General features: G+C 60.9%; 28 protein-coding genes. 22 read left to right on the forward strand and 6 right to left on the reverse strand.

Annotated features, from left to right (window positions below; translation table 11 throughout):
* Nucleotides 1–22: 22 nt before the first annotated feature.
* Complete coding sequence (locus AACY45_RS08475; protein WP_339545036.1) at nucleotides 23–811, forward strand: TatD family hydrolase; 789 nt, start codon at nucleotides 23–25, stop codon at nucleotides 809–811.
* A gap of 235 nt (nucleotides 812–1,046) precedes the next feature.
* On the opposite strand, the gene AACY45_RS08480 is transcribed toward AACY45_RS08475, so the two are convergent.
* Entirely contained in the window at nucleotides 1,047–2,180 is a 1,134-nt protein-coding gene (locus tag AACY45_RS08480; RefSeq protein WP_339545037.1) for an aminotransferase class V-fold PLP-dependent enzyme, read from the reverse strand.
* An 80-nt stretch (nucleotides 2,181–2,260) separates the two neighbouring features.
* Between AACY45_RS08480 and AACY45_RS08485 the strand changes: the two genes are divergently transcribed.
* The 4 genes from AACY45_RS08485 (at nucleotide 2,261) to AACY45_RS08500 (ending at nucleotide 5,259) form a co-directional block, all read left to right on the forward strand.
* Nucleotides 2,261–2,899: a TetR/AcrR family transcriptional regulator gene (locus AACY45_RS08485; protein WP_095167659.1), complete on the forward strand. Its 639-nt coding sequence runs from the start codon at nucleotides 2,261–2,263 to the stop codon at nucleotides 2,897–2,899.
* 140 nt (nucleotides 2,900–3,039) lie between these two features.
* Nucleotides 3,040–4,008: a GTP 3',8-cyclase MoaA gene (locus AACY45_RS08490; protein ID WP_339545039.1), complete on the forward strand. Its 969-nt coding sequence runs from the start codon at nucleotides 3,040–3,042 to the stop codon at nucleotides 4,006–4,008.
* Nucleotides 4,009–4,075: 67 nt separating this feature from the next.
* Nucleotides 4,076–4,681 carry a DUF4823 domain-containing protein gene (locus AACY45_RS08495; protein ID WP_166591322.1) on the forward strand — a complete coding sequence of 202 codons (606 nt, stop codon included), beginning with the start codon at nucleotides 4,076–4,078 and terminating at the stop codon, nucleotides 4,679–4,681.
* Nucleotides 4,682–4,698: 17 nt separating this feature from the next.
* Nucleotides 4,699–5,259, forward strand: a complete 561-nt coding sequence (locus AACY45_RS08500; protein ID WP_339545041.1) for a DUF1285 domain-containing protein — start codon at nucleotides 4,699–4,701, stop codon at nucleotides 5,257–5,259.
* A gap of 68 nt (nucleotides 5,260–5,327) precedes the next feature.
* Here AACY45_RS08500 and AACY45_RS08505 read toward each other — a convergent pair whose 3' ends face one another.
* On the reverse strand, nucleotides 5,328–6,548 hold the full coding sequence (locus AACY45_RS08505; RefSeq protein WP_339545042.1) for an MFS transporter: 1,221 nt from the start codon (nucleotides 6,546–6,548) through the stop codon (nucleotides 5,328–5,330).
* A gap of 230 nt (nucleotides 6,549–6,778) precedes the next feature.
* Here AACY45_RS08505 and AACY45_RS08510 point away from each other — a divergent pair, with 230 nt between their 5' ends.
* Nucleotides 6,779–7,261, forward strand: coding sequence for a GNAT family N-acetyltransferase (locus tag AACY45_RS08510; protein ID WP_095167667.1), 483 nt, complete (start codon nucleotides 6,779–6,781; stop codon nucleotides 7,259–7,261).
* A gap of 8 nt (nucleotides 7,262–7,269) precedes the next feature.
* Here the strand turns inward: AACY45_RS08510 and AACY45_RS08515 are convergent, their stop codons facing one another.
* A complete protein-coding gene (locus AACY45_RS08515) occupies nucleotides 7,270–8,322 on the reverse strand; it encodes an NAD(P)-dependent alcohol dehydrogenase (RefSeq protein WP_339545044.1) in 1,053 nt (350 codons plus the stop codon).
* 180 nt (nucleotides 8,323–8,502) lie between these two features.
* Here AACY45_RS08515 and AACY45_RS08520 point away from each other — a divergent pair, with 180 nt between their 5' ends.
* Nucleotides 8,503–9,393: an AraC family transcriptional regulator gene (locus AACY45_RS08520; RefSeq protein ID WP_339545045.1), complete on the forward strand. Its 891-nt coding sequence runs from the start codon at nucleotides 8,503–8,505 to the stop codon at nucleotides 9,391–9,393.
* Nucleotides 9,394–9,495: 102 nt separating this feature from the next.
* Here AACY45_RS08520 and AACY45_RS08525 read toward each other — a convergent pair whose 3' ends face one another.
* Nucleotides 9,496–11,160, reverse strand: coding sequence for an electron transfer flavoprotein-ubiquinone oxidoreductase (locus tag AACY45_RS08525; RefSeq protein WP_339545047.1), 1,665 nt, complete (start codon nucleotides 11,158–11,160; stop codon nucleotides 9,496–9,498).
* 547 nt (nucleotides 11,161–11,707) lie between these two features.
* Between AACY45_RS08525 and AACY45_RS08530 the strand changes: the two genes are divergently transcribed.
* The 9 genes from AACY45_RS08530 (at nucleotide 11,708) to AACY45_RS08570 (ending at nucleotide 18,755) form a co-directional block, all read left to right on the forward strand.
* Nucleotides 11,708–12,457 (forward strand): electron transfer flavoprotein subunit beta/FixA family protein, encoded by a 750-nt coding sequence (locus tag AACY45_RS08530; protein WP_003226982.1) that lies wholly within the window; start codon nucleotides 11,708–11,710, stop codon nucleotides 12,455–12,457.
* Complete coding sequence (locus AACY45_RS08535) at nucleotides 12,458–13,387, forward strand: electron transfer flavoprotein subunit alpha/FixB family protein (protein ID WP_339545049.1); 930 nt, start codon at nucleotides 12,458–12,460, stop codon at nucleotides 13,385–13,387.
* A gap of 81 nt (nucleotides 13,388–13,468) precedes the next feature.
* A complete protein-coding gene (locus tag AACY45_RS08540; RefSeq protein ID WP_339545050.1) occupies nucleotides 13,469–14,293 on the forward strand; it encodes a substrate-binding periplasmic protein in 825 nt (274 codons plus the stop codon).
* Between the two features lie 9 nt (nucleotides 14,294–14,302).
* The gene (locus AACY45_RS08545) at nucleotides 14,303–14,659 is read left to right on the forward strand and encodes a DUF4398 domain-containing protein (protein WP_095167678.1); all 357 of its coding nucleotides are present in this window, start codon (nucleotides 14,303–14,305) and stop codon (nucleotides 14,657–14,659) included.
* The gene (locus AACY45_RS08550) at nucleotides 14,656–15,459 is read left to right on the forward strand and encodes an OmpA family protein (protein ID WP_339545052.1); all 804 of its coding nucleotides are present in this window, start codon (nucleotides 14,656–14,658) and stop codon (nucleotides 15,457–15,459) included. The genes AACY45_RS08545 and AACY45_RS08550 overlap by 4 nt, the downstream gene beginning before the upstream one ends.
* Before the next feature lie 201 nt (nucleotides 15,460–15,660).
* Complete coding sequence (locus tag AACY45_RS08555; protein ID WP_095167681.1) at nucleotides 15,661–17,100, forward strand: aminotransferase-like domain-containing protein; 1,440 nt, start codon at nucleotides 15,661–15,663, stop codon at nucleotides 17,098–17,100.
* A 90-nt stretch (nucleotides 17,101–17,190) separates the two neighbouring features.
* A complete protein-coding gene (locus tag AACY45_RS08560; RefSeq protein ID WP_339545053.1) occupies nucleotides 17,191–17,694 on the forward strand; it encodes a translation initiation factor 2 in 504 nt (167 codons plus the stop codon).
* 159 nt (nucleotides 17,695–17,853) lie between these two features.
* Nucleotides 17,854–18,108: a YkgJ family cysteine cluster protein gene (locus AACY45_RS08565; RefSeq protein ID WP_339545054.1), complete on the forward strand. Its 255-nt coding sequence runs from the start codon at nucleotides 17,854–17,856 to the stop codon at nucleotides 18,106–18,108.
* Nucleotides 18,109–18,149: 41 nt separating this feature from the next.
* On the forward strand, nucleotides 18,150–18,755 hold the full coding sequence (locus AACY45_RS08570; RefSeq protein WP_339545055.1) for an START domain-containing protein: 606 nt from the start codon (nucleotides 18,150–18,152) through the stop codon (nucleotides 18,753–18,755).
* A gap of 63 nt (nucleotides 18,756–18,818) precedes the next feature.
* Here AACY45_RS08570 and AACY45_RS08575 read toward each other — a convergent pair whose 3' ends face one another.
* Nucleotides 18,819–19,109 carry a hypothetical protein gene (locus tag AACY45_RS08575; protein WP_339545056.1) on the reverse strand — a complete coding sequence of 97 codons (291 nt, stop codon included), beginning with the start codon at nucleotides 19,107–19,109 and terminating at the stop codon, nucleotides 18,819–18,821.
* 235 nt (nucleotides 19,110–19,344) lie between these two features.
* Between AACY45_RS08575 and AACY45_RS08580 the strand changes: the two genes are divergently transcribed.
* The 5 genes from AACY45_RS08580 (at nucleotide 19,345) to AACY45_RS08600 (ending at nucleotide 23,694) form a co-directional block, all read left to right on the forward strand.
* On the forward strand, nucleotides 19,345–19,581 hold the full coding sequence (locus tag AACY45_RS08580) for a hypothetical protein (RefSeq protein ID WP_339545058.1): 237 nt from the start codon (nucleotides 19,345–19,347) through the stop codon (nucleotides 19,579–19,581).
* 203 nt (nucleotides 19,582–19,784) lie between these two features.
* A complete protein-coding gene (locus AACY45_RS08585) occupies nucleotides 19,785–20,126 on the forward strand; it encodes a ribonuclease E inhibitor RraB (protein WP_095167696.1) in 342 nt (113 codons plus the stop codon).
* A gap of 389 nt (nucleotides 20,127–20,515) precedes the next feature.
* On the forward strand, nucleotides 20,516–21,925 hold the full coding sequence (locus AACY45_RS08590) for a circularly permuted type 2 ATP-grasp protein (RefSeq protein WP_339545059.1): 1,410 nt from the start codon (nucleotides 20,516–20,518) through the stop codon (nucleotides 21,923–21,925).
* Between the two features lie 12 nt (nucleotides 21,926–21,937).
* Nucleotides 21,938–22,888, forward strand: coding sequence for an alpha-E domain-containing protein (locus tag AACY45_RS08595; protein WP_339545060.1), 951 nt, complete (start codon nucleotides 21,938–21,940; stop codon nucleotides 22,886–22,888).
* The gene (locus AACY45_RS08600; RefSeq protein WP_339545061.1) at nucleotides 22,885–23,694 is read left to right on the forward strand and encodes a transglutaminase family protein; all 810 of its coding nucleotides are present in this window, start codon (nucleotides 22,885–22,887) and stop codon (nucleotides 23,692–23,694) included. The genes AACY45_RS08595 and AACY45_RS08600 overlap by 4 nt, the downstream gene beginning before the upstream one ends.
* A 114-nt stretch (nucleotides 23,695–23,808) precedes the next feature.
* On the opposite strand, the gene AACY45_RS08605 is transcribed toward AACY45_RS08600, so the two are convergent.
* Entirely contained in the window at nucleotides 23,809–24,615 is an 807-nt protein-coding gene (locus tag AACY45_RS08605) for a c-type cytochrome (protein WP_339545062.1), read from the reverse strand.
* A gap of 584 nt (nucleotides 24,616–25,199) precedes the next feature.
* On the opposite strand from AACY45_RS08605, the gene AACY45_RS08610 reads away from it, so the two are divergent.
* A complete protein-coding gene (locus AACY45_RS08610) occupies nucleotides 25,200–26,405 on the forward strand; it encodes an acetyl-CoA C-acetyltransferase (protein WP_339545063.1) in 1,206 nt (401 codons plus the stop codon).
* The last annotated feature ends 22 nt before the right edge of the window (nucleotides 26,406–26,427 follow it).

Here is a 26,427-nt window from a genome sequence, read left to right on the forward strand (position 1 = left end):
ACGATTTAGTTGCAACCTCACTATGCTTGTAGATTCCCATTGCCATCTCGACCGTCTCGATCTCGCCGCCCACGACGGCTCCCTGGACACTGCCCTTGAAGCGGCGCGCCAGCGTGGGGTCGGGCATTTCCTGTGTATCGGCGTCAGTGTCGACAATGCGGCCGACGTCAAGGCGCTTGCCGAGCGTTACAGCGACGTCGACTGCTCAGTGGGCGTGCACCCGCTGGACGTCCAGCCGGGCGCAGCACCGGCGCTGGACTGGCTGTTGCAAGAGCTCAATCACCCGCGGGTGGTAGCCATTGGCGAGACGGGCCTTGACTACCATTACGAGCCAGAGGCGGCCGAGTTGCAGCAGCAATCTTTCCGCCTGCACCTGCAAGCCGCCCAGCAAACGGGCAAGCCGGTGATCGTCCACACCCGTGGCGCGCGCGCCGACACCCTGGCATTGCTGCGCGAGGCGGCCTTGCCTCAGGCGGGCGTGCTGCATTGCTTTACCGAAGACTGGGACATGGCCAAGGCGGCACTGGACCTGGGCTTCTACATCTCGTTGTCCGGCATCGTGACCTTTCGTAATGCCGATGCCTTGCGCGACGTCGCGAGCAAAGTGCCGGCCGATCGTCTGCTGGTGGAAACCGATTCACCCTACCTGGCGCCGATTCCCTACCGTGGCAAGCCGAACCTGCCGCAGTATGTGCGCGAAGTGGCGGAGTTCCTGGCGATGCTGCGCGGTGAGTCCTACGAGCGGTTTGCCGAGCAGACCACCGAAAACTTCAAGCGTCTGTTCCCCTTGGCTCACGTCAAATCGGCTTGAGCGACGGCCTAGGGGCAAATCGCAGGCAAAAAAAACCCGGGTTCTGGGGGGTGAATCCGGGTTAAGACCATTAGGAGTAAAACAAAGGCACGCGGTCCGTTGGTACCTATATCCACGCGCCACTTGGGGGAGATGACGCGCCGACATTTCAAGTATTGATCAGTATTGCGCCGAGTCCAGTTTGCTCCCCGGGTTTCTTAAACATATTTGGAATACCGGCGCTTCGCTTGAGTTCTCATTGCTTGGCGATGGCTGAGACTATGGCGATAGTTTCGTCGATCACGCGTTTTTCGGTATAGAAATGCGGAGAAAAGCGCACGCCGGGGCCGCGCGGAATACACACCACCTGCTCGGCCTTCAGGGCCTCGTACAACACCTGATTATCGATGCCATCGATGCTGAAAGAGAAAATCCCCCCGCGACGGGCCGGATTCAGCGGGCTGTGCACAGTGATCCCGGCGATTGCGCCCAAACCGTCCTGCAGCCACTGCATACGTTCGGCAATCAGGGCGGCGACGGTTGGCATGCCGACTTCTTCCAATAATGACAGGCTGGCCTCCAGGGCCATCGCACCGAGCATGTTCGGGCTGCCGCACTCAAAACGCCGGGCGCTTTTGGCTGGCTCCCAGGTGGTGCGGCGGTAGTCGCCCATGTGTTCAAGCATGTGCCAGCCGAATTCGTGCAGCTTGAGTTGTTCGCGCAGTTCGCTGCGCACGTAGAACACCCCCAGGCCCTCAGGGCCCAGCAGCCATTTGTGGCCGTCGGCCATGGCAAAGTCGCATTGATAGCGCTGGACGTCGAAGGGCAGGGCGCCGAGTTGCTGAATGGCGTCGATGCAAAACAGCACGTTCTGTTGTTTACAGCCGGCGCCCAGGCGTTGCAGGTCCAGGCGCAGGCCGCTGGCAAATTGCACAGCACTGACCGACATCAAGCGCGTGCGGGGACCACAGGCAGCCAGCAGCGCGCCTTCCGGGTCATCACCCTTGAGGCTGGCCTGGATCACTTCGACGCCTTGCACAGCCAGGGCTTCCCAGACGATGCGGTTGGACGGGAACTCCTCGTCACTGATGACGACCTGGTCACCGCTCTGCCAGGGCAGTCCGAAGGCGACAAAGGACAGCGCTTCAGACGTATTTTTGACCAGCGCGATATCATCCGTCGACGGCGCGTTTAGCAGTCGCATCAGGCGTTCACGCAGGCGTTGCTCAAGCGCCATCCAGTCCGAATAATCCCGTGCACCCAGTAAAACGTTCTCCTGGGCGAAGCGCGCCACGGCACTGGCAGCCCGATTTGGCCAGGGCGCGACAGCCGCATGATTCAAATAGCGAAGGCCCGGAGCCTGTACAAATTCATCAAGAAACGTAGTCATGGTCGGATGATCCGTGCAATTTGGCGCAAGTTAGGCATAATACGCGGCTTCGAATTTTGACCCCTACAGACCTTTTTCTTATGCACAAAGAACCTCGTAAGGTCCGTGAGTTTCGTCGCCGCGAGCAAGAAATTCTCGACACCGCGCTCAAGCTGTTCCTCGAACAAGGTGAAGACAGTGTCACCGTCGAGATGATCGCTGATGCCGTGGGTATCGGCAAAGGCACCATCTATAAGCACTTCAAGTCCAAGGCGGAGATCTATCTGCGCCTGATGCTCGATTACGAGCGTGACCTGAACGAGCTGCTGCACTCTGCCGATGTCGACAAGGATAAGGAAGCCCTGTCCCGGGCCTACTTCGAATTCCGCATGCGCGATCCACAACGCTACCGGTTGTTCGATCGTCTGGAAGAGAAGGTGGTCAAGGGCAACCAGGTACCGGAGATGGTCGAGGAACTGCACAAGATCCGCGCCTCCAACTTCGAGCGCCTGACCCTGTTGATCAAGGGCCGGATCAGCGAAGGCAAGCTGGAAGACGTGCCGCCGTATTTCCACTACTGCGCGTCCTGGGCGTTGGTGCATGGCGCGGTGGCGCTGTATCACTCGCCGTTCTGGAGCAATGTGCTGGAAGATCAGGAAGGCTTCTTCCAGTTCCTGATGGATATCGGCGTGCGCATGGGCAACAAGCGCAAGCGCGATACCGACACGCCAGGCAGCTGACTCATTCAGCGGCCTTATTGCGCCATGTTTTCCCTGTATGGCGCACTGCCCCAGGAATATACTCAGGCTTAGGTATTGCTAAAACTTGATTTGTAAGTCAAGTTTTAGCTTTTCCGCACCGACTTCCGCCGGAGTAATCCATGATTGTTGACCGACAAGGCAGGCGCTTCCGCAATTTGCGCGTCAGCCTGACCTCCGCCTGCAACTATGCCTGTACCTACTGTGTGCCTAACGGCAAGCGGCTGGTGGCTGCGCAGGACGAACTGTCGGCCGACGCCATGGCGCGTGGGGTCGCTTACCTGATCGAGGCGGCCGGCATCGAACGGTTGCGCATTACCGGCGGCGAACCGCTGGTGAGCCCGAAGCTGGAAACCTTCATGCAGGCGGTCGGGCAGATGGGGCTGGCCGACATCAGTCTGACCACCAACGGCCAGTTACTGGGCAAGAAGCTGCCCTTGCTGGTGGATGCCGGCATTCGCCGGATCAACGTGTCCCTCGATACCCTCGACCCGGCGGCCTTTCGCGGCATTGCGCGCGGCGGCGATCTGCCAACCGTGCTCGATGGCATGCAACAGGCCCGCGCCGCGGGCATCAAGATCAAGGTCAACATGGTGCCGCTGCGCGGGCAGAACCTGGACCAGGTGATGCCCTTGCTCGATTACTGTCTTGAGCGCGGCTACGAGCTGCGTTTTATCGAACTGATGCGCATGGGCCACCTGGCGTCTGACTCGAATGCCTTCCTGCAGCAGTTCGTCAGCCTCCAGCAGTTGCTCAGCCTGATTGGCGAGCGCTATGAGTACCTGCAAGCCGATGCGCCGGTGGATGCCACGGCGGTGCGCTATGAAATCCCCGGGCTCGGCCATTTCGGCGTGATTGCCAATGAAAGCGTGCCGTTCTGTCGGACTTGCTCGCGCTTGCGCCTGTCGTCCACGGGCTGGCTGCATGGCTGCCTGTCATCGAGCAATCGGCACTATGTCGGCGATCTGTTGGACAAGCCCCGTCACCAGGCCTTGCCGGCGTTGCAACGGCTGTTGGTCAAGGCGCTGGGGGACAAGCAGGAAGTGGCATTCTCCGGTGGCGCGACCGTGATGAAGATCATCGGCGGCTGAGCTGGCGCGGAAGCTGCATCTTGCCCGGATTCGCCGGTTTTCCGGCACCGGCTTCTGGAGGGTAAGGATGCGTAGCCTGGTATTGCTGCTGGCGGTTGTCACGCTTGGCGGCTGCATGACTGTCAGCGACATGGGCGAAGGGGTTCGCTATCAGATGAGCGACGCCGGTTTTCTCGATCACAGCGACAGCCGTCGGGTGAACAATCTGCGTATTCAGCCAGACTCGTTCATTTACATTGCCCAGGGCCCGTTTGCCCCGCCGGGCAGTGCCGAGCCGCGCCCCAACGTGGTAGCCGAACAGGCCTTCAACGGCTTTATCGAGTATTTCCCGATGGTCCGTCGCGCCCGCGCGCCCGAGGGCCTGGATGCCGCCATGGGCGAGGCACGAGCCGCCGGCGCCCATTACCTGCTTTACACCCGCTTTGCCAGCGCCGACGACCGCATCGGCAACTCGGATGAGTGGCTCGATCAAGAGGCGGTCGATCGTCTGGGCATCGACAAAGGGGTGATTCAACTGATGTTGATCGAGACCAGCACCCAGTATTTGATTGATACTGCACGGATCAAGAGTCGTGGCGGTTTACTGACGTTCCACGACACCAGGCCAGAAGATCTGCTGGGCCCGCCGCTGGCGCAATATGCGCGTAGCCTGTTGGGTCTGGGCGATCAGTAGTTCAACGGGAGAACAACATGAGTGGTGCGCAAAAAGCTAACGATCTGCTGGGGCAAATCCCCAAGTCCAAAGGCTTGCCGCCGGTTCATCTGTGGAACCCCGATTTCTGTGGCGACATCGACATGCGCATCGCCCGCGATGGCACCTGGTACTACCTGGGTACGCCGATCGGGCGCAAGCCGATGGTCAAGCTGTTCTCGACCATCATCCGCCGCGACGGTGACGATTATTTCCTGATCACTCCGGTGGAGAAGGTCGGGATCAAGGTCGATGACGCGCCCTTCGTGGCCGTGACCCTGGAGGTGGAGGGTGAGGGCGAGTCCCAGGTGCTGCGTTTCACCACCAACGTGGAGGAAGTCACCGAAGCCGGGGCCGAGCACCCCTTGCGAGTGGTCATCGACCCGCAGACCCAGGAGCCTGCCCCTTATGTACACGTGCGGACCAACCTCGAAGCCTTGATCCATCGTAACGTGTTCTACCAACTGGTCGAACTCGCTGTCACCCGCGAGCTCGACGGCCAGCGCTGGCTGGGGGTGTACAGCGGTGGCGAGTTTTTCCCGATCGGGCTCGAACCCTGATCGCGACTGTCACGAACACTCCCTATCTCCTGTAGGAGCATGGCTTGTCAGCGAAGGGGCCCTTAGCCCTACGCTTCCTGCAATGCCTTGCTCACGACCAGCCAGCGCCACACCAACCGCCCAACCGTAATAAGCCAGTTCAACAGCGCTACGCCCAGCACCACCAGCAACATCGTCGGCAGCCCTTGCTCGACGATGAGCCGGCCCGCCAGCCAGGGAAAACCGAAGACTCCGACAAAATAGCCCAGGCTGAATAGCAGCAGGGCTTGCGGGGTGCTACCAGGCGGGGCTTCGTTGGCTGCCAGGCCATTGATCACCGAGTAGGTCAGGCCGTAGCCGATACCCAGCACCACGGCCGCCAGCAGGTAGCTGAAGGCATCGTCGACGACGAAGCCAAACATCAGCACCGACACCACCATCAACCCCGACAGCAGGCAGGATGCCCAGTAGGGGTCGCGCCTGACCACAAAGCTGGCAATCAACATGCGGCTGGTAATCGCCGCGCTCATGAAGCCGAGAAAGAACAGTGAGTAATCCAGCGCGCGCGAGGCGGCGTAGCTGGTCTGGAAGCTCGACAATCCGCCGAAGACACAACCGCCGAGGCCCACCATGATGATCGGGAACAGCGCCTTGGAGGACATTACCCGTACCGTCGCCGCCCAGGAAATGCGCGACAGCGCGGCATTGCCCAACTGATTGGGACGTTGCGCAAGCACCGCGCCCAGGCGCCAGAACAGCAGCGCGCCGACCAGGCTGGCGAGTGCCGCGAGAAAAAACGCGCTGCTCAGCGGATAACCCAAGGCACTGGCGGCGCGGCCCAGCAAGGGCCCGGAGCCGATGCCGGTCATCATGCTGCCCGACAGCAGGGCGAAATACCTGGCCCGTTGAGCCGGGGCCACCAGCATGGCCACGATGATCGGCCCCAGGGTGTAAAACACGCCCCAGCCCAGGCCCAACGTCAGGCCGAAAAACAGCAGGGCATTACCAACACCTGGCGTCAGGGCAAACCCCAGGCTGGCCAGTACCAGCAAGCTGCCGAACAAGGCAATCGAACGCGCCGCACCGAACAAGTCTGACAAGTGGCCGGAAATAATCACCGCGGCGAAGGTGCTGAGCATCGCGGCAGAAATCACGCTGCCGGCATCGTGCTCGTTGCCGCCGCGCAAGCTGATCAACAGGGACAGTAAAAAGGTCGAGCCGTAGGACAGCGACAGCAGGTAGCTGGCGAGGCAGAACAGGCCAAACAGTTTTCCCGAAACGGCGGAGTCCGGGGTGGGGTGGCGGGGCATGGAGAGATCTCGTGACCGGTAGGTTTGTCGAGACCTTATCTACCACGGCCAGCCCGGGTGTTTGTTCTGAGGTTGGTGGTCTCAGGGTTAGTGGGTGGCGGAGTAACCCTTTTGAGGCGCGAGTCCGTAGCTCAACAAGAGCGTTGCCTGCACAAAGTTTGACAGTGCCATGTGACGAACGTCGATCGGCGACATAGTATGGCGTTTTCATTCGTTCTCAAGGGACGTCCATGTCGATCGAGATCCGCCCGGCCACACCCAGCGATGCCCCCCAAATCCTCGCCTTCATCACCGAGCTGGCGGATTACGAGCGCGCCCGACATGAAGTCATCGCCAGTGTGGCCGACATCGAGCGCAGCCTGTTCAGTGAAGGTGCCACCGCTCACGGTCTGATCTGCCTGCGCGATGGCCTGCCGATCGGGTTTGCGGTGTTCTTCTTCAGCTATTCGACCTGGCTGGGCAGTAACTGCCTGTACCTTGAAGACCTGTACATCACGCCCGAGCAGCGCGGCGGTGGCGCAGGCAAATACTTGCTGCGCCACCTGGCGAAGATTGCTTGCGCCAACGACTGCGGGCGCTTTGAGTGGAGTGTGCTGGAGTGGAATACCCCGGCCATCGAGTTCTACAAATCCCTCGGCGCCCAGCCCCAGGAAGAGTGGGTACGCTATCGCATGGATGGCAATGTCCTGCGTGATTTCGCCGAGGGGCGCTGAAGCCGTGTTCAGGCCTTGAGGGTCGCCATGTCGATGACAAAGCGGTACTTCACGTCACCGGCGATCATGCGCGCGTATGCCTCGTTGATCTGACGGATATCGAGCATCTCGATATCACAGGTGATCCCGTGTTCGGCGCAGAAATCCAGGACTTCCTGGGTTTCGGCAATGCCGCCAATCAATGAGCCGGCGAGTACTCGGCGGCTCATCACCAGTTTGCCGGCATGGACCGGTGGGTCGACCGGTTCAATCAGCCCCACCAGGATGTGCACGCCGTCAAAGCGCAGGGTGTCGAGGTAGGGGTTGAGGTCGTGCTGCACCGGGATGGTGTCGAGCAGGAAGTCGAACTGCCCGGCCGCCGCTTCCATCTGCGCGGCATCGGTGCTGACGATCACGTGGTCAGCCCCCTGGCGACGACCCTCTTCAGCCTTGCTGGCCGAGCGGGTGAACAGCGTCACTTCGGCGCCCATGGCCTTGGCGAACTTGATCCCCATGTGGCCCAGGCCACCCATGCCGAGAATGCCGACCTTGTCGCCCGCCTTCACGCCGTAGTGCTTGAGGGGCGAATACGTGGTGATACCCGCGCAGAGGATCGGTGCGGCACTGGCAGGGTCCAGTTGCGGCGGGATGCGCACCACAAAGTGTTCGCTGACCACGATGCTGTCGGAGTAGCCGCCCATGGTGTTGCTGCCGTCGACCCGGTCCGGGGTGGCGTAGGTCATGGTCGGGCCTTCGAGGCAGTACTGCTCCAGATCGGCCTGGCAGGCTTCGCAGTGGCGGCACGAGTCGACCATACAGCCGACGCCGACCAGGTCGCCGACTTTGTGCTGGCTGACGTGGGAGCCGATGGCCGTGACACGGCCGACGATCTCGTGGCCCGGCATCAACGGGTAAACGGCAATCCCCCATTCGTTGCGTGCCTGGTGGATGTCGGAGTGGCAGACGCCGCAGTACAGGATCTCGATCGCCACGTCGTCAGCCCGTGGGCTGCGGCGTTGGAATTGCACGGGGGCGAGGGGAGTGGTGGCCGACTGGGCGGCGTAACCGATGGCGGTGTACATGGTGAACCTCGCAAAAGCAGTGACAGGTGAGGTGGCGCATTCTGGGCGCCCGGCCGGCCAACGGCCATGGCGATTCCTCCGGGTGTCATGCCTAATCCTCCGGCATTGGCCTGCAAAGGCTCCCATTGGCGAACAGACCTGCGATGATGCTTTCACCCCATTTTTCGCGAAGTTTCTCCTATGTTGCTGACCCGTCATCTCGACGCCAATGCCAGCCTGGTGGCGCTGATCGAGCCGCTGGCCGCCGGCGATGGCTTCACCCCGACCGCGTTGCCCGGCGTGCAGGTACTGCGCGCCAGTTGCGACGTTGCCCGTGGCCCGCATATCTATGAGCCGAGCCTGATGATCATCGCCCAGGGCAGCAAACTGGCGTACCTGGGGCCGCGGACCCTGGAGTACGGGGCCGGGCACTACCTGATCCAGGCGTTGCCGGTGCCCTTCGAATGCGAAACCTATGCCTTGCCCGATGCCCCCTTGCTTGGGGTCTCGGTGGCCATTGACCGGGTGCTGTTGGGGGAGCTGGTGCTGGCCATGGGGCTGGCGCCGGGTCGGTCCGGTGCTGCGCAGACCCCCGAGTCGATGACCTCGGTGGTGCTCGACGATGGCATGCGCGGGGGTGTCGAGCGGCTGTTGTCGTGCCTGCACGATCCGCTGGAAAGTCGGATCATGGGCCCGGCGCGCCTGCGCGAATTGTTGTTCACCGCGTTGCGCGGGCCCCAGGCCGATGTGCTGCGGGCGCTGGTGGAGCAGCAGGGTCAGTTCGCCCGTATCGCGGCGTCGATCAGCCATCTGCATGCCCACTACAACGAGCCGTTGAACGTCGAGACCCTGGCCAGTTGCGCCAACATGAGTGCGTCGACCTTCCATGAACATTTCAAGCGCAGCACCCTGTTGTCGCCCGTGCAGTATTTGAAGCGCCTGCGCCTGCTCAAGGCGCAGACTTTACTGGTGGCCGAAGGCCTGGGCGTGGCGCAAGTGGCGCACCGGGTGGGGTATCAGAGCACGTCGCAGTTCAGTCGCGAGTACAAGCGATACTTTGAGCGTAATCCGGGGGATGAGCGCGCCGCCTGACCCCTAGGGCCGCCTGGCGCCGCCTCGCGCGGCTCGGTAGTTGCTACAGCGCAGGCAACAAAAAGGCCCCCATTCGGGAGCCTCGATGTTCAAGCGTATGGCTTACATGTTCGGGTAAGTCGGTCCGCCCGCGCCTTCCGGCGTCACCCAGGTGATGTTCTGCGCGGGGTCCTTGATGTCACAGGTCTTGCAGTGCACGCAGTTCTGGGCGTTGATCTGGAAGCGTTTCTCGCCATCTTCCTTGGTGATCACTTCATACACGCCGGCCGGGCAGTAGCGCTGCGCAGGCTCGTCGTAGAGCGGCAGGTTCTTGCTGATCGGAATGCTCGGATCCTTGAGTTTCAAGTGGCACGGCTGTTCTTCTTCATGGTTGGTGCTGGAGAGGAATACCGAGCTCAGCTTGTCGAAGCTCAGCTTGCCGTCGGGTTTCGGGTAATCGATCTTCTTGCTGTCTTTGGCCAGCTTGAGGCAGGCGTAGTCCGGCTTGGTGTCATGCAGGGTGAACGGCAGTTTGCTGCCGAGGATGTTTTGGTCGAACCAGTTGAAGCCTGCACCGATGATCGGGCCGAACTTGTGCATCGCCGGGCCGAAGTTACGGGTGGCGAACAGTTCTTCGTAGAGCCAGCTGGCTTTGAAGCTGTCGACGTAGGCCGTCAGTTCATCACCGCCTTCGGAATCGGCGAACAGGCGATCAGCCACGGCGTCGGCGGCAAGCATGCCGGACTTCATCGCGGTGTGGCTGCCCTTGATCTTGGCCACGTTCATCGTGCCCAGGTCGCAACCGATCAAGGCGCCGCCCTTGAATACCATCTTCGGCAGCGAGTTGATGCCGCCCTTGGCCAGGGCGCGCGCGCCGTAGCTGATGCGCTTGCCGCCTTCCAGGTACTGGGCCAGCACCGGGTGATGCTTGAGGCGCTGGAACTCATCGAACGGCGACAGGAAGGTGTTGCTGTAGGACAGGTCGACGATCAGGCCCACGACCACCTGGTTGTTTTCCAGGTGATAGAGGAACGAACCACCGGTGTTCTGGTTGCTCACGATGTCCAGCGGCCAGCCGGCGGTGTGGACCACCAGGCCAGGCTGGTGCTTGGCTGGGTCGATTTCCCAGATTTCCTTGAGGCCGATGCCGTAGTGCTGGGCGTCGGCATCGCTGTCCAGGTTGAAGCGCTTGATCAGTTGCTTGCCGATGTGGCCACGGCAGCCTTCGGCGAACAGCGTGTACTTGCCGCGCAGCTCCATGCCAGGGGTGTACAGGCCTTCTTTCGGGTGGCCTTCGCGGTCCACGCCCAGATCACCGGTGATAATCCCGCGGACCACGCCATTTTCGTCGAACAGGGCTTCCTGTGCGGCGAAGCCAGGGTAGATCTCCACGCCCAGGTTCTCGGCCTGCTGGGCGAGCCAGCGGCACAGGTTGCCCAGGGAGATGATGTAGTTGCCTTCGTTGTGCATGGTCTTGGGCACAAAGAAGTCTGGAACCTTGGTGGAGCTGTCGCTGCTGCGCAGTACATAGATGTCGTCGCGCACGACCGGGGTGTTGAGCGGGGCGCCGAGTTCTTTCCAGTCCGGGAACAATTCGTTCAGGGCCCGAGGTTCGAACACCGCGCCGGACAGGATATGCGCACCGACTTCGGAGCCTTTTTCGACCACGCAGACGCTAATTTCCTTACCGGCTTCGGCGGCCTTCTGCTTCAATCGGCAGGCGGCGGAAAGACCAGCGGGGCCGGCACCGACGATGACCACGTCGAATTCCATGTATTCGCGTTCCACAGGTTATCTCCTACTCAAGGCTCAACAGTTTTTTTTCTAATTGGAGGTTTGGGGTCGCTTCGATCAATTGCTCTGCCCTGTGGGCAGGAGGACAATCGAGGCCCACCTTTCTCTCTAGGTGGCGCATTATATCTACACCACTCTCAGCGTCCAATACAAACGTTTGTTTGAAATTGCTGGAAGCCAGATAAATCTAAAGAAGCGCGGCTTATAACTGACCATTTTGCCGTATTGACCGGAATAGGCGTTCCGGTCAAGATACGGGCGGTTTTGCGCTCGCCGTAGGCTGACTGTTGGTTTCAAGAGCACCTCTAAAGACAGGGCGAAGGCAGTACAAGGTGATGCGCAACGTGGGTTCGCGGCGAAGTCTACACGCTGTGAAAACGAATGACTTGTCAGTCACCACTGACGAACGGTCATTCACCTCCTGAGCAGGATTACCCGATACACAGGCCGGCGTTTTTAGAGGTGCCCTTGTGCCCGATGAGCATCAACCGCCAGGTTCGCCTAGGCGACTTTCTTTTCACCGGAGAGTAACGAGGAATCCATGAAGGTTCTTGTAGCTGTCAAACGAGTGGTCGACTATAACGTCAAGGTCCGCGTCAAAGCGGATAACTCCGGCGTCGATCTCGCTAACGTCAAGATGTCGATGAACCCTTTCTGCGAAATCGCAGTGGAAGAAGCCGTACGCCTGAAAGAGAAAGGTGTTGCGACTGAAATCGTCGTCGTCTCCATCGGCCCGTCCACCGCTCAAGAGCAACTGCGCACCGCGCTGGCTCTGGGTGCCGACCGCGCCATCCTCGTCGAATCCGCCGAAGACCTGACTTCCCTGGCTGTTGCCAAGTTGTTGAAAGCTGTTGTCGACAAGGAACAGCCTCAGCTGGTGATCCTGGGCAAACAAGCGATCGACAGCGACAACAACCAGACTGGCCAGATGCTCGCTGCATTGAGCGGCTACGGTCAGGGCACCTTCGCGTCGAAAGTCGAAGTGTCCGGCGACAGCGTTGCCGTGACCCGCGAAATCGACGGCGGCGCGCAGACGGTTTCCCTGAAACTGCCAGCCATCGTCACCACCGACCTGCGTTTGAACGAGCCGCGTTATGCGTCCCTGCCAAACATCATGAAAGCCAAGAAGAAGCCGCTTGAAGTGCTGACTCCGGATGCTTTGGGCGTTTCCACCGCCTCCACCAACAAGACCCTGAAAGTCGAAGCGCCGGCTGCACGCAGCGCGGGTATCAAGGTTAAGTCGGTGGCTGAACTGGTCGAGAAACTGAAAAACGAAGCGAAGGTAATCTAAATGACTATCTTGGTTATTGCTGAACACGACAACAAAGTGCTGGCCCCGGCCACGCTGAACACCGTGGCTGCCGCTGCCAAAATCGGTGGTGACATCCACGTTCTGGTCGCAGGCCAGGGCGCTGGCGCCGTGGCTGAAGCCGCTGCGAAAGTCGCTGGCGTAGCTAAAGTGCTGGTGGCCGACAACGCCGCCTACGCACACCAACTGCCGGAAAACGTCGCTCCGCTGGTTGCCGAACTCGGCAAGGGCTACAGCCACATCCTGGCTGCCGCCACTTCAAACGGCAAAAACATCCTGCCGCGCGTTGCCGCGCAGTTGGACGTTGACCAGATCTCCGAGATCATCTCGGTCGAAAGCGCTGACACCTTCAAGCGCCCGATCTACGCCGGTAACGCGATTGCCACCGTGCAATCGAACGCCGCGGTAAAAGTGATCACCGTGCGTGCCACCGGTTTCGACCCGGTTGCAGCTGATGGTGGTTCGGCTGCGGTTGAAGCGGTTGCTGCAGCTCACGACGCTGGCACCTCCAGCTTCGTTGGCGAAGAGCTGGCCAAGTCCGATCGTCCGGAACTGACCGCTGCCAAGATCGTCGTTTCCGGCGGTCGCGGCATGCAGAACGGCGACAACTTCAAACACCTGTACGCCCTGGCCGACAAGCTGGGCGCTGCCGTTGGCGCTTCCCGTGCCGCGGTCGACGCAGGTTTCGTACCCAACGACATGCAGGTCGGTCAGACCGGCAAGATCGTTGCTCCACAGCTGTACATCGCCGTCGGTATTTCCGGCGCGATCCAGCACCTGGCCGGCATGAAAGACTCCAAAGTGATCGTTGCGATCAACAAGGACGAAGAAGCGCCGATCTTCCAGGTGGCCGATTACGGCCTGGTGGCGGACCTGTTCGAAGCCATCCCTGAGCTGGAGAAGCTGGTCTAATCCAGCGGCTTCACTTATAAAGAGCCCGGCCTTTTGGCCGGGCTTTTTATTGTCCGCGAGTTGAGAGTGGAGAAATACGCCATGGATTTGCGTCGCTTGAGCCTTTGGTCGATGTTCCTCGGCCTGGCGTTGTTGCCCCTTGTATCGAACGCTGCCGGCAAGTGCGAACGCCTGGTGGTGACCGGCAGCCCCGATGCGCCGCCCTATCTGTGGCAAGACCCGCAGGACCCCGTGCACCTGATCGGCGCCAATGCCGACTTGCTGCAGCAGGTGGCGGGGGAGTTGGGGCTCAAGGTCGAGTTGCGCTATGCCGGTAAGCGCTCCCAGGCGCTGGAGGAGGTGCGCAGCGGGCGCATCGACATGTTGGCGGACGCTTCGCTGGCGACCCGACAGTTGGAGGCGCTGGACTACATTCACCCGGCGCTGACCCACAATGACTACCTGGTATGGACCCGCAACGGTTCGACGCTGGACTACAGCGAGGCCAAGGATTTGAGCGGGCATGTTGGCGCGATATCGCAGCAGGCACGGCTGACCCAGGATTTCGAGGCCTTCGCTCAAGCGCAACTGACCCTGGTCAGTACGCCGAACCTGACCCAGGCGTTTCAGAAATTGCTGCTGGGTGAAGTGGAGTTTGTGTTGGCTGGGCGCTACGCCGGGATGGCCATGGCGCAGACCCTGAGTATCGCCAACGACGTGCAGGCTTACGTACAACCGGTAGATAAACCTGGGCTGTTCCTGGCTATTTCCCACAACTCGGCGTGCAACGATCCATGGTTACGCGGACAGTTAGCCAAAAAGATGACAGAATTGCCCGCGTCCGGTCTGACTGAGGCCGTGCTACAGCGCAATCTGGAGCGCTGGAAGGCACAATTGAAGCAGCCCGTCAGCACCCCAAAACAGTAGGGATTTTTAGTGACTATTCGACCTCTTTTCGCTGCCCTGGCCGTCACGGCTCTGGCGGGTTGTGCAGCCGATCCGGCGCCGAATGAACAAATGCGTTTGACCGGGCAGGCCCTGGAACAGGCGACCGCGGTAGGCGCCACAGCCGAGGAAGTGCCGGAGCTGAAGCTGGCTGAAGGCAAATATACCCAGGCCAAGGCCGACATGGCCGACCAGTCATTCAAGGATGCCCGCGTGCAGGCCGAGCAGGCCGAGCTGGATGCGCGCCTGGCCGAAGCCAAAGTCCTGACGCTTAAAAGCCAGGAGCAACTGAACGTCCTCAACACTCGCATTGCGCGTTTGCGCAAGCAGTTGGGAGACGCCCAATGAAGCTTACGAATGGCGTCCTCGGCGGCCTGCTGCTGGCCAGCCTGTACGGGTGTGCGGGCCAACACAGCGATGTGGCTCTGCAACAAGCCTACAACGACTTCCAGAAGGTCAAGGAAGACTCCAACGTATTGCGCATTGCGCCCAAGGACGTGATCCGTGCCGGTGAGTCCCTGGCCCGGGCCGATCGCCTGTCTAGCTACTGGGGCAGCGGTGCCGATGTGCAGCACTACGCGTACCTGAGCCAGCGTTACAGTGAGATCGCCCGGCAACATAGCGAGAAAGTGCTCAACGAAGAGCGCGCCGCCAAGCTGGAATTGGAGCGCCAACGCCTGCAACTGGCGCTGCGCGAGGCCAAGTTGCTCAGCGTGCAGCAACAGGGCAAATGGCTGGAAGAGCAGATCATCAGCCTGGCAACCACCCAGACCGATCGCGGCCTGGTGATGACCCTGGGCGATGTGCTGTTCGACACCGGCGAGGCGGAGCTCAAGAATTCGGCCAACCGCACGGTGCTGAAAATTGTCCAGTTCCTGCAGCTCAACCCCAAGCGCGTCGTGCGCATCGAGGGTTACACCGACAGCACGGGCGGCAAGCAGGAAAACCGCAAACTGTCCCGGGACCGCGCCCAAGCGGTGGCCGACATGCTGATGGACCTGGGAGTTGACGACAAACGTATTCAAGTCGAAGGTTATGGCGACGAATACCCGGTAGAGGCCAACGCTTCCGAGCGAGGACGGGCGCAGAATCGCCGGGTGGAAATTGTGTTCTCCGACGAAAAAGGCCAGCTCGGCGCTGCCCGCTAAGGTCAGCGTTACTGGAAAGCCCGGCACCTGTAGAGGTGCCGGGTTTTTTTTGGCCTGCCAATCGGCGCACAAAACAGTACAGTTTTTACTGACACTGGGCTGTACGGTCGACTATTGTGGCAACTGTCCCCGTACACTTCTAAACTGTGCCGGTATAGTTTCATACAAGAATAAAATGCCCGTGAAATCGAGTGCTGCGTCATGACCAATCTTTTGCTCTATCAACGTATCGCTCAGCAACTGGCTGAGGATATCCGACGCGGCGTCTATCAGCCTGGCGAGCGTGTGCCTTCGGTACGCAAGATGAGCTCGCAGCTCAATGTCAGCCATGCGACGGTGCTCCAGGCCTATGCCAATCTGGAAGACCAGGGCCTGATTCGCGCCCGTCCGCAGTCGGGCTACTACGTCCACCAGACCCCGGCCCTGACCGCGCCAACCCCGGATATCGCCCGGGTCGAGCGCCCTGGCCTGGTGACCCGCAGCAGCATCATCCAGCAAGTACTGGTGGAATCACGCCGTGAAGGGGTGTTCCCGCTGGGCGCCGCGGTGCCCAGTGTCGACTATCTGCCGGTGCGGGCGCTGCATCAACAATTGGCCAAGGTCACGCGCTTTCACAGCCCACGGGCGTTCAGCTACATGTTCAGTCCCGGTTTCGAGCCCCTGCGCCGCCAGGTGGCGATTCGCATGCGCGATGCCGGGGTGGTGGTCGATCCATCCGAAGTGGTGATCACTCACGGCTGTGTCGACGCCCTGCAGATGTCCTTGCGGGTGCTGACCCGTCCCGGTGACTTGATTGCAGCGGAGTCGCCAACCTATTACGGCCTGTTGCAACTGGCCGATCTGCTCGGCCTCAAAGTCATCGAGATTCCCAGCGATCCCTCCACCGGCATGAGCCTGGAAGCCTTGCAACTGGCCGCCAACCAGTGGTCGATCAAGGCCCTGGTGCTGACCACACGCCTGAGCAACCCCCTGGGCGGCACCATGCCGGAAGAGCGGCAGAAACAACTGCTGCGCCTGGCCTCGGACTTTGATATCCAGGTGGTCGAAGACGATATCTACGGCGAACTCATGTTCGAGCAGGGGCGCACCAAGTCCCTCAAGGCCTATGACCGTCTGGATCGAGTGATCTACTGCTCGAGTTTTTCCAAGACCCTGTCACCCGGGGTGCGTATCGGCTGGATGATCGCCGGCAAGTACCAGCAGGAAATCCAGCGCCTGCAGACCTTCAGTACCCATTCGGCCTGCAGCGTGACCCAGATGGGGATCGCGGCCTATCTGGAGAACGGCGGTTACGATCGACACCTGCGCTACATTCGCCAGGAGTATCGCAAGAACCTCAGTGCGTTCCAGCTGGCAGTGCAGCAGTATTTCCCCGAAGGCACCCAGATGACCCGGCCCACGGGCGGATTTATTCTGTGGGTCAGTTTGCCGGGACGGGTCAATACCCAGGAACTGCACGTGCGGGCCCTGCAGCAGGGGATCAGCATCGCCCCGGGACTGATTTTCAGTAACACCGAGCAGTTCAACCACTGCATTCGCTTGAATTGCGGCATCCCCTGGAACCGTGAAGCCGAGCGTGCATTGATGACCCTGGGCATGCTCGCGACCCAGCTGTGCCAAGAAACTGCCAGCGGATTTTGAGGCGCCGGCGGGGCTGATCGAGATGGGCGCTTGTCAGCGCCCCTGCAACAGGCGAGCATATGGCCCTCTACCGTGAGTGCTGTAGGGGTTATGAAAGCGATTTTTCCTGCTGGTCTGGTGTTGGTCTGCCTGCTGAGTGTGTTCAATTGGGGGAGCGCGATGGCGGCGGCGACCCCGGATAAAGCGGTTTCCAGTACGTCAACGACCAAGGTGGCAACGACCACGCCGGTCAAAAAAGTCGCGCCCGTGAAAACACCGGGCGCCGCGAAAAAACCGGTGCCGCGCAAGCCGCGCCCGCCGATTGCCGCAAAATCCAAGCCCGCCAGCGACGTGGTGCGCACCACCGAGCTGCCGTCCACCAATATCGACCTGAGCCTGCCACCGGAAATGGTCCGCCAGCTGCAACCCATTGGCACGGTCCCGATCGTCAAGCGCGCCCCCTTGCTGCCGCCGTTGTTTGGCGAAAAACCCAAGGAAGAAAGCAAGTTCCAACTCAATGGCCGGCTGATTTCCAACGAAATGCAATTGCAGCTGCGCAATGAAGAACGCCGTGAAGTCGAAGGCGCAGCCCTGGAATTCCAGTTCATTCAGTAAAACCCGACGGCAGGTGTGACCCAGCGGCCTGACGCTTTGTCGCAAGACTGATCAGTCACGCGTATTTGCGCGAAAAACCCCTTTATGGCCAATTTCAAACGGCTGTTTAAGCGGGTACTCTAGTCCCCGTCCTTCCACACTCCCGAGGAGCTTGTCGTCATGAAATGCCGAGAAGGCTGTGGCGCCTGCTGCATTGCCCCTTCCATTAGTACACCGATTCCCGGCATGCCCCATGGCAAGCCCGCGGGCGAACGTTGTGTGCAACTGTCTGCCGATAATCTGTGCAGTCTCTTCGGCCAGCCCGAGCGTCCTGCCGTCTGCGGTGCGTTTCAGGCCGATATCGAGGTCTGCGGCAGCAGCCAGGAACAAGCCATCACGTTGATCGGCTGGTGGGAGAAAATGACCGCGGCGTAGTGTGTTCAACGAACGGAACGTCAACAATAAGGAACAAGACTATGGGTTCGCTGCATCGTATCGCTGTGTTGTGTGGACTGAGCACTTTAATGGCCTGCACGATGGTTCAGGCCGAAGACTGGAAAGTTGTCAAGAACGAAGACGGGATCAAGATCTCCCTGAGTGAAGTGTCGGGCTCCGATTACAAGTCCTATCAGGGCGTTACCCTGATGAAGACCACTGTCGCCAAACTGCGGGCGCTGCAGGACGACGTGGTCGGGGCCTGTGCCTGGATCCACGAGTGCAAGAGCCAGAAGTTGCTCAAGCACGAAGGTGACCAGAGCTGGACCTACAGCCAGTTCAATACCCCATGGCCGGTGACTGCGCGTGATTCGGTGCTGCATATCACCACGGTCGTGGGTGCCGATGGCAGCCTGACCCGCAACCTGGAAGGCCTGCCGAACTACATTCCGGAAGAAAAGGGGTATGTCCGGGTGACCGAGGTCAAAGGCTTCTGGAAGTTTGTGCCCAAGGGCGATCAGGTCGAAGTGATCTATCAAGTGCACACCGAGCCAGGTGGCAGTGTCCCGGCGATGGTCGCCAACAAGTTTGTGGTCGATGCACCCTTCAATACCCTCAAGGCCCTCAAGGAACGTGCCGAGAAGTAAGCACCGATTCCAGGGCATCGCAACAACAGGGTTGGCCATGCCAGCCCTGTTGCCAGTCGCCGGTTAAAACCAGCCTGAAAACGCCAGGTCGGCCACGGGGGCCGGCAGGTCTGGCCAGCCGGGTGCACGGGTATGCAGTACTTTGACTCGGATGACATCCAGCTCTTTGATGTAGGTGCGGATCTGCTCTTTGGTCAGCGTGTCCTCGGTTTCATGTTCCGGGAATACACCGCCGCTCTTCAGGGCGCCGTACCTTAATACGCCTTTGTCGCCCTCTGCCGACATCACCAGCACAGCGCCATACTTGATGACGCTGGAAACCGTGGTGACGTATTCCTTTCCTGTTTCAAACATGCTTCTCTCCTTGAAGTCGGTTGTTCAAAAAAACAGTTGTTGGGTTTAATGTGCCGTGCGCTCGTTGCCAGTTCAGTGTGGGCGCTGCGCAGCGTTAGAGTGAAGTTGTCGTGGCGTGCGGGGTGGTAATTAGTTACCTGCACGGGCCAATCTTCGGGGGACAGGGAACGAATGCCCGAAGGCCTGGGTCGAGATGGGAGTAAGCCCATTTACGGGTTTTATCGAGGAGGCACCGATGCAAAAGTGGGAAGTCACCTTTGTGGATGATCATGGTGTGCAAAGCGTCGAACGCTTCGACTGCGAGTACGAACCTGACATGGAAAAGGCTGCGCAATTGATTCGTGCCAAACTTCTCCCGGTCTCGGCCGAGCTGGATCTCAATGACCTGGAAGGTCGCACTGACGACCCAACGCTCAAGAGCCTCAAAGATCAGAACAGCATTCAAATCCTCAGCATCTCCCCGATCCCATAAACCCTTCTGTAACCAGGCCTTGGCACGCGCTCCGAGTTGGGGCTACTCTGCAAGCGAGATCAGCGAATGGATCGCTAAGGTCTGGTCTTGTCAGCTACATGCTTGTTTCCCGGCGGCAATCTGATTGCCGTAGCGCCTGCACCATTCGGTTGCAGGCGCGGGGAGTACGGAAAGTCTATCCATTGGAAGTAGGAGGACGTTTCATGAGCACAGCCTATCAAGAAGACATCAGCAGCAGCGTGCTGCGCCGCATGAAAGAAGGCGGTTTTGATTTTTCAAGGTTCCATCCCATCGAGTTCTACGCCATTTTCCCCGACGAGGAGGGGGCACGCAGGGCGGCAGGGCAGTTTCGCGGTGAGTCCTTGAATGCACAGATCAGTGTGCGCGACGACGGGGCCTGGTACCTGGAGCTGAGCAAGGTGATGTACGCCACCTATGGCGGCATCGGCGATTTTGAACAGGACTTCGAGGCGGTGGTCGAGCCTTTGGGGGGAATCATCGAAGGTTGGGGCGTCAAGCAGGAGGTACGAGGGCAACTCGCATAACACTATGAAGAGCGACAACACTCAGCGACGGCTGACCCTTGGGGTCGGCCGTTTTCATTTGGGCCGGAGCAAACGCCAGGCAAAAAAAAGCCACCTGAGCAGGTGGCCTAAAGGGAAGAGGGGTAGCCAGCAAGCGAGCAGTGCCGCTTGCTGCGTGATGGGCCAATTATCCGCGAGCCCGGGCGGGCGGTGAAATGAACTATGGCTATGCTGCTAATAGCCATAAGCATTGCTTCGCAATGAAGCGCGGACGATCAGGCGGGGGTGTTTGCTGCACGGGATTGGTGCAAAGCCTTCGGGGTGATAAACCAACTGATTGATATTAAAGGGTTTATGCCGCTGGCACGGGCCTTGCGAAGCCAAGGTGTCCGGGTGACAAGGAGTACGGCATGATCCGCACCTATTTTGATGAGATGTACGATGCCAGCGGCCAGGTCCGCGCGCATTATCGAGAATTCGCCCGTTGGCTGGCGGAAACGCCTGACGAGCTGCTGGCTCAACGCCGACGCGAGGCCGATCTGTTGTTTCATCGCGCCGGGATAACGTTCACCCTCTATGGCGACGAGCAGGGCACCGAACGCCTGATACCCTTCGACACCATTCCGCGCAGCATCCCTGCCAGCGAGTGGCGGATCGTCGAGCGCGGCTGCATCCAGCGGGTCAAGGCGTTGAACATGTTCCTCGCCGACCTCTATCACGAGCAGCGCATCATCAAGGCCGGCATCATTCCGGCCGAGCAGGTGCTGGCGAACGAACAGTACCAACTGGCCATGCAGGGCCTGGACCTGCACCGCGACATCTATTCGCACATCTCCGGGGTCGACCTGGTGCGCGATGGCGACGGCAGTTACTACGTGCTGGAGGACAACCTGCGCACCCCCAGCGGGGTGAGCTACATGCTCGAAGACCGCAAGATGATGATGCGCCTGTTCCCCGAGCTGTTCGCGGCCCAGCGCATCGCGCCCATCGATCACTACCCCAACCTGCTGCTCGACACCCTCAAAAGCTCCAGCCCCCTCGATAACCCCAGCGTGGTGGTGCTGACGCCGGGACGCTTCAACAGTGCGTTCTTCGAGCACGCTTTCCTGGCCCGGGAAATGGGCGTGGAGCTGGTGGAAGGTGCGGACCTGTTCGTGCGTGACGACAAAGTCTTCATGCGCACCACCGATGGCCCCAAGGCCGTCGATGTGATCTACCGACGGCTCGACGACGCCTTCCTCGACCCGCTGGCGTTCAACCCGGACTCGATGCTCGGGGTTCCTGGCCTGCTGGCCTCCTATCGCAGCGGCAATGTGGTGTTGGCCAACGCCATTGGCACCGGCGTGGCGGATGACAAGTCGGTGTATCCGTTCGTCACCGAGATGATCCGTTTCTACCTTGACGAGGAGCCGATCCTGAAAAACGTGCCGACCTGGCAGTGTCGCAATCCGGCAGAGCTGTCCCACGTGTTGGCCAACCTGCCCGAGCTGGTGGTCAAGGAAACCCAGGGCTCCGGCGGCTACGGGATGTTGGTCGGGCCGGCGGCGACGGCGGCCGAGATCGAACAGTTCCGTGCGCGAATCAAGGCCAAGCCCCATGCCTATATCGCCCAGCCGACGTTATCCCTGTCGACCTGTCCGACCTTCGTCGAGAACGGCATCGCCCCGCGGCACATCGACCTGCGTCCGTTCGTGTTGTCGGGCCGTGAAACCCGGGTGGTGCCCGGTGGCCTGACCCGCGTCGCCCTGCGCGAGGGCTCCCTGGTGGTCAATTCCTCCCAGGGTGGCGGTACCAAGGACACCTGGGTTGTCGAGGATTAAAGGAAGCTTGCCATGTTGAGTAGAACTGCCTCGGATCTGTATTGGATGTCGCGTTACCTGGAGCGGGCGGAAAACCTCGCGCGGATGCTCGACATCAGTTATTCGCTGTCGCTGATGCCACAGGATGGCCGCGGCGATGGCCTGCACGAACTGGCGATGCCCTTGCTGATCACCGGCACGCTGGATGACTACCTGGAGCGCCATGGCGCGTTGCACGCTGAGCGCCTGTTGCACTTCTTCGCCCTGGATGCCGCCAACCCGGCCAGTATCTACAGCTGCCTCGGGGCCGCGCGAGCCAGCGCCCATGCGGTGCGTGGCCGGATCACCGCCGACATGTGGGAAAACATCAACGCCACCTGGCTGGAAATTCGCGGCATTGCCGAGCAGGGCCTGGGGCGTTATGGCATGAGCCGGTTTTGCGAGTGGATCAAGGAGCGCTCCCATCTGTTTCGCGGGGCTTCCTACGGCACCATCATGCGCAACGATGCGTTTCGCTTCATTCGCCTGGGCACCTTCATCGAGCGCGCCGACAACACCTTGCGTCTGCTGGATGCACGCTACGAAATGGCCGGCGACCAGGGCGAGGCGGTCAGCGATGGCACCGCCCACGCTTATTACCAGTGGAGTGCGTTGTTGCGGGCCTTGTCGTCATTCGAGGCCTACACCGAAATCTACCGCGACGCGCCCGGTGCCCGGCAGGTCGCCGAACTGTTGCTGCTGCGCGCCGATGTCCCCCGTTCGTTGCGCGCCTGCACCGAGGAAATCGACCAGATACTCGCCCAGTTGCCGGGCGCCAATGGCCGTCCGGCCCAGCGCCTGGCGGCCGAAATAGACGCGCGTCTGCGCTACACCGGTATCCAGGAAATCCTCGACGAAGGCCTGCATGCCTGGTTGACCGAGTTCATCCCGCTGGTACGCCAGCTGGGCAACGCCATACACAGTTCCTACCTGGAGGCTGCATGAGACTTTCCATAAGCCACGAGACCACCTATCACTACGAGGATCAGGTGCGGGCGAGCATCCAGTATGTGCGGTTGACCCCCCACGACAGCGAGCGCCAGCACGTACTCAGTTGGCAGCTGGAGTTGCCGCGGCCGGTGCGTGCACAGCTCGACCCGTTCGGCAACATCCTGCATGTGCTGACCCTGGATGAGCCCCACGATGCCATCATCATCGGGGCGCGAGGGCAGGTGGACATCGATGAGTTGCGCGAGGCCGAGCACGAGAGCCAATCGGCCCTGCCATTCCTGCGCTTCACCCGCCTGACCGAGGCCGACGAGGCCCTGCAAGCCTTCGCCGCACAGCAGTGTCAACAGCGTCGCGACCGCAGCGCGCTGATCGACCTGATGCATGGCCTGAACCAGTACATCACCTACACCCCGGGCGCCACCGAAGTGCAAACCAGCGCCGCGCAAGCCTTCGCCGGCCGTGCCGGGGTCTGTCAGGACCACGCCCACAGCTTCATTGCCTGTGCCCGCAGCCTGGGGATTCCGGCGCGTTATGTGTCGGGCTACCTGTACAGCGAAAACAGCGAGCACCTGGCCAGCCATGCGTGGGCCGAAGCGTGGCTGGACGACGCCTGGTACAGTTTTGACGTGACCAACCAACTGGCCCGTCCCGAGCGCCACCTGAAGCTGGCGGTGGGCCTGGACTACCTCGACGCCTGTCCGGTACGCGGCATGCGCCGTGGTGGTGGCTTTGAACAGATGCACGCCAAGGTGTTCGTCTCGCCACTGCCGGCCCCGGTGATGTCGGTGCAGCAGCAGTAGGCGGCGGTAGCCCATCGCGATCAGACGGAACGCCGCCCGACTCGCTCCCACCAGGACTTTTGATCACCCCAAGAGCCAATGTGGGAGCGAGCTTGCTCGCGATGGGCCCATCTGTCAGGGCTTCACCTTGCGCCCTGCCATGTGCCGCAAATACGCCACCAACTGCGTCAACGCCTCATCTGGCAACACCGCCTGGGAGAACCCCGGCATCTTCGCCTGAGGCCATTGGCGCAGGCTTTGCGGGTCGCGGATATAACGCTCGAGAAACGGCGCGCCAAAATACTCGGTAGGGCTGAAGGGGATGTTCAGGTCCGGTCCGAACTGCGCGTCACCCGCGCCGTTGAGGCGGTGGCAGGCCAGGCAGTTTTTCTGGAACAGGGCAAAGCCCCGGTTGACCGGGTCATGGGCGGGGAGGGCTGGGTCCGGCAGCAGGGCCGGGAAGCGCTCGGCGACGGCGGCCAGGCGCTTGATGGTCGCCACCTGGAAAGGCCATTGTTCCGGGCTGATCCCAGCGGCCTGGGGGTGGGTCCACACCAGGTAGAACGGACCGGCGCTCGGTTTGCCGGGGGCCAGCGCCGGCCAGGGGTGCGCCGGGTCTTCAATGGCCAGCCAGGCCTGGGCGCCCTGTGTCGTGAGCAAGGGAGCCGCCGCCAGTTCGGCGGCAAATCCATCCAGGGCCACGGCCTGCAGGTGGTGCTCGGCCTTGACGCCCGTCAGCAGCGCCGCCAGTGGCACCGCGCGATAGTCCATGTCGCGCTTATAGGAAACGTCGTCAGCAACACGGATGGTTTGCGACTGCGGATGGTGCAACAGTTCCTCGGTCTGCCAGGTGCGGCTGTCAGGGCCCAGGTCGAGCGCCAGCTGTGCGGCATGTAAGGGCGAGCCGAGTAGCAGGGCTCCAAGCAGAATCAAGGCTTTCACGTCATTGCCATCCGGTAGTGGTCATGCCGCCAAGGTTGGCACACGCACACGAGTCCGAACAGTAAGGTGCCGCAAACCCTTGGCGCTGGATCAGCCAATCACCTTGGTCAGGTTGGGCAGAATCAACAGCAGGGTGGTGGCGAATAGAATGAGCCCGGCTTGCCGCACTTTCGATTGTTTGAACATGGCTGACCGCCTTTTTTGTTATTTCCTGAGCGTCGAATGCTTGCCTGCAAATGTCCATCGGCAAAGCGCTGTAGGGTCCAGCTAACGGGCGCCTCGGCAAAACCCGACGACAACCTCGTAAGCTTTACCTTAGGGGCCGCGCGGGCTATGACTTAGATCCATTTCATATCAGCTCATCATCAAAAACATCTAAAAAGGCATGAGGCTTATTGCCAGCTGCTTTGCCGCCCTTTTGCTAGACAGTTCGCTGACCTGAAACGGTTAACCCGATAGCTGACTACCGTTCGTCTGAGCGTGAGCGTCAAGGCCGTTGAGCGTATCGGTCATTGAATCCTTCGCCCCGCAGCCTAAGGTGGACACTCATTGATCTTTTACCTGCCCGGCAGTACGAGGATGTCATGACCCAAGCTTTGATTTTCGATGCGATACGCACGCCCCGTGGCCGCGGCAAGGCCGATGGTGCCTTGCACAGCGTCAAGCCGGTGAACCTGCTGGCGGGCCTGCTGAGGGCGCTGCAGCAACGGACCGAGCTCGACACCAGCCAGGTCGATGACATCGTGCTCGGGTGTGTGACGCCGGTGGGCGACCAAGGCGCCGACCTCGCCAAGACCGCCGCGCTGGTGGCCGATTGGGATGTCAGCGTCGCCGGCGTACAGATCAACCGCTTCTGCGCCTCGGGCCTGGAGGCGGTGAACCTGGGGGCGATGAAAGTGCGCTCCGGATTCGAAGACCTGGTGGTGGTCGGCGGTGTCGAATCCATGTCGCGGGTGCCGATGGGCAGCGACGGCGGCGCCTGGGCGCTGGACCCGCAAACCAACCTGCACACTCACTTCACCCCGCAAGGCGTGGGCGCCGACCTGATTGCCACGCTCGAAGGTTTCAGTCGCGAGGAGGTCGACACGTTCGCCCTGCAGTCACAACTCAAGGCCGCCCGGGCACGTGCCGCAGGCGCGTTCAACAAGTCATTGGTCCCGGTGCTGGACCAGAACGGCATCGTGCTGCTTGAACAGGACGAATTCATCCGCGCCGACACCACCCTCGAAGGCCTGGGCAAACTCAAACCGAGCTTCGAGATGATCGGGCAGATGGGCTTCGACGCCACCGCATTGCGGGTCTACAGCCACGTGGAGCGGATCCGCCACGTGCATACCCCGGGCAACAGTTCCGGAATCGTCGATGGGGCGGCGTTGATGCTGATCGGCTCCGAAGCCAAGGGCAAGGCGCTGGGCCTGCAGCCACGGGCGCGGATCGTCGCCACCGCAGTCACCAGCACCGACCCGACCATCATGCTCACCGGCCCCGCCCCGGCGACCCGCAAGGCCCTGGCCAAGGCCGGGCTGCGGGTCGAAGACATCGACCTGTTCGAGGTCAACGAAGCCTTTGCCTCGGTGGTGCTCAAGTTCATCAAGGACATGGCCATCGATCCCGCCAGGGTCAACGTCAACGGCGGCTCGATTGCCATGGGCCACCCGCTGGGCGCTACCGGCTGCGCGATTCTCGGCACGTTGCTCGATGAACTGGAAGCGCGTCAGCAGCGTTATGGCCTGGCCACGCTCTGTGTCGGTGGCGGCATGGGTATCGCCACCATCATCGAACGCCTCTGAGCCCCTGACTTCAAGGAAACAT

It is taken from the genome of Pseudomonas sp. RA_35y_Pfl2_P32, from assembly GCF_963970735.1.
GTDB lineage: Bacteria > Pseudomonadota > Gammaproteobacteria > Pseudomonadales > Pseudomonadaceae > Aquipseudomonas.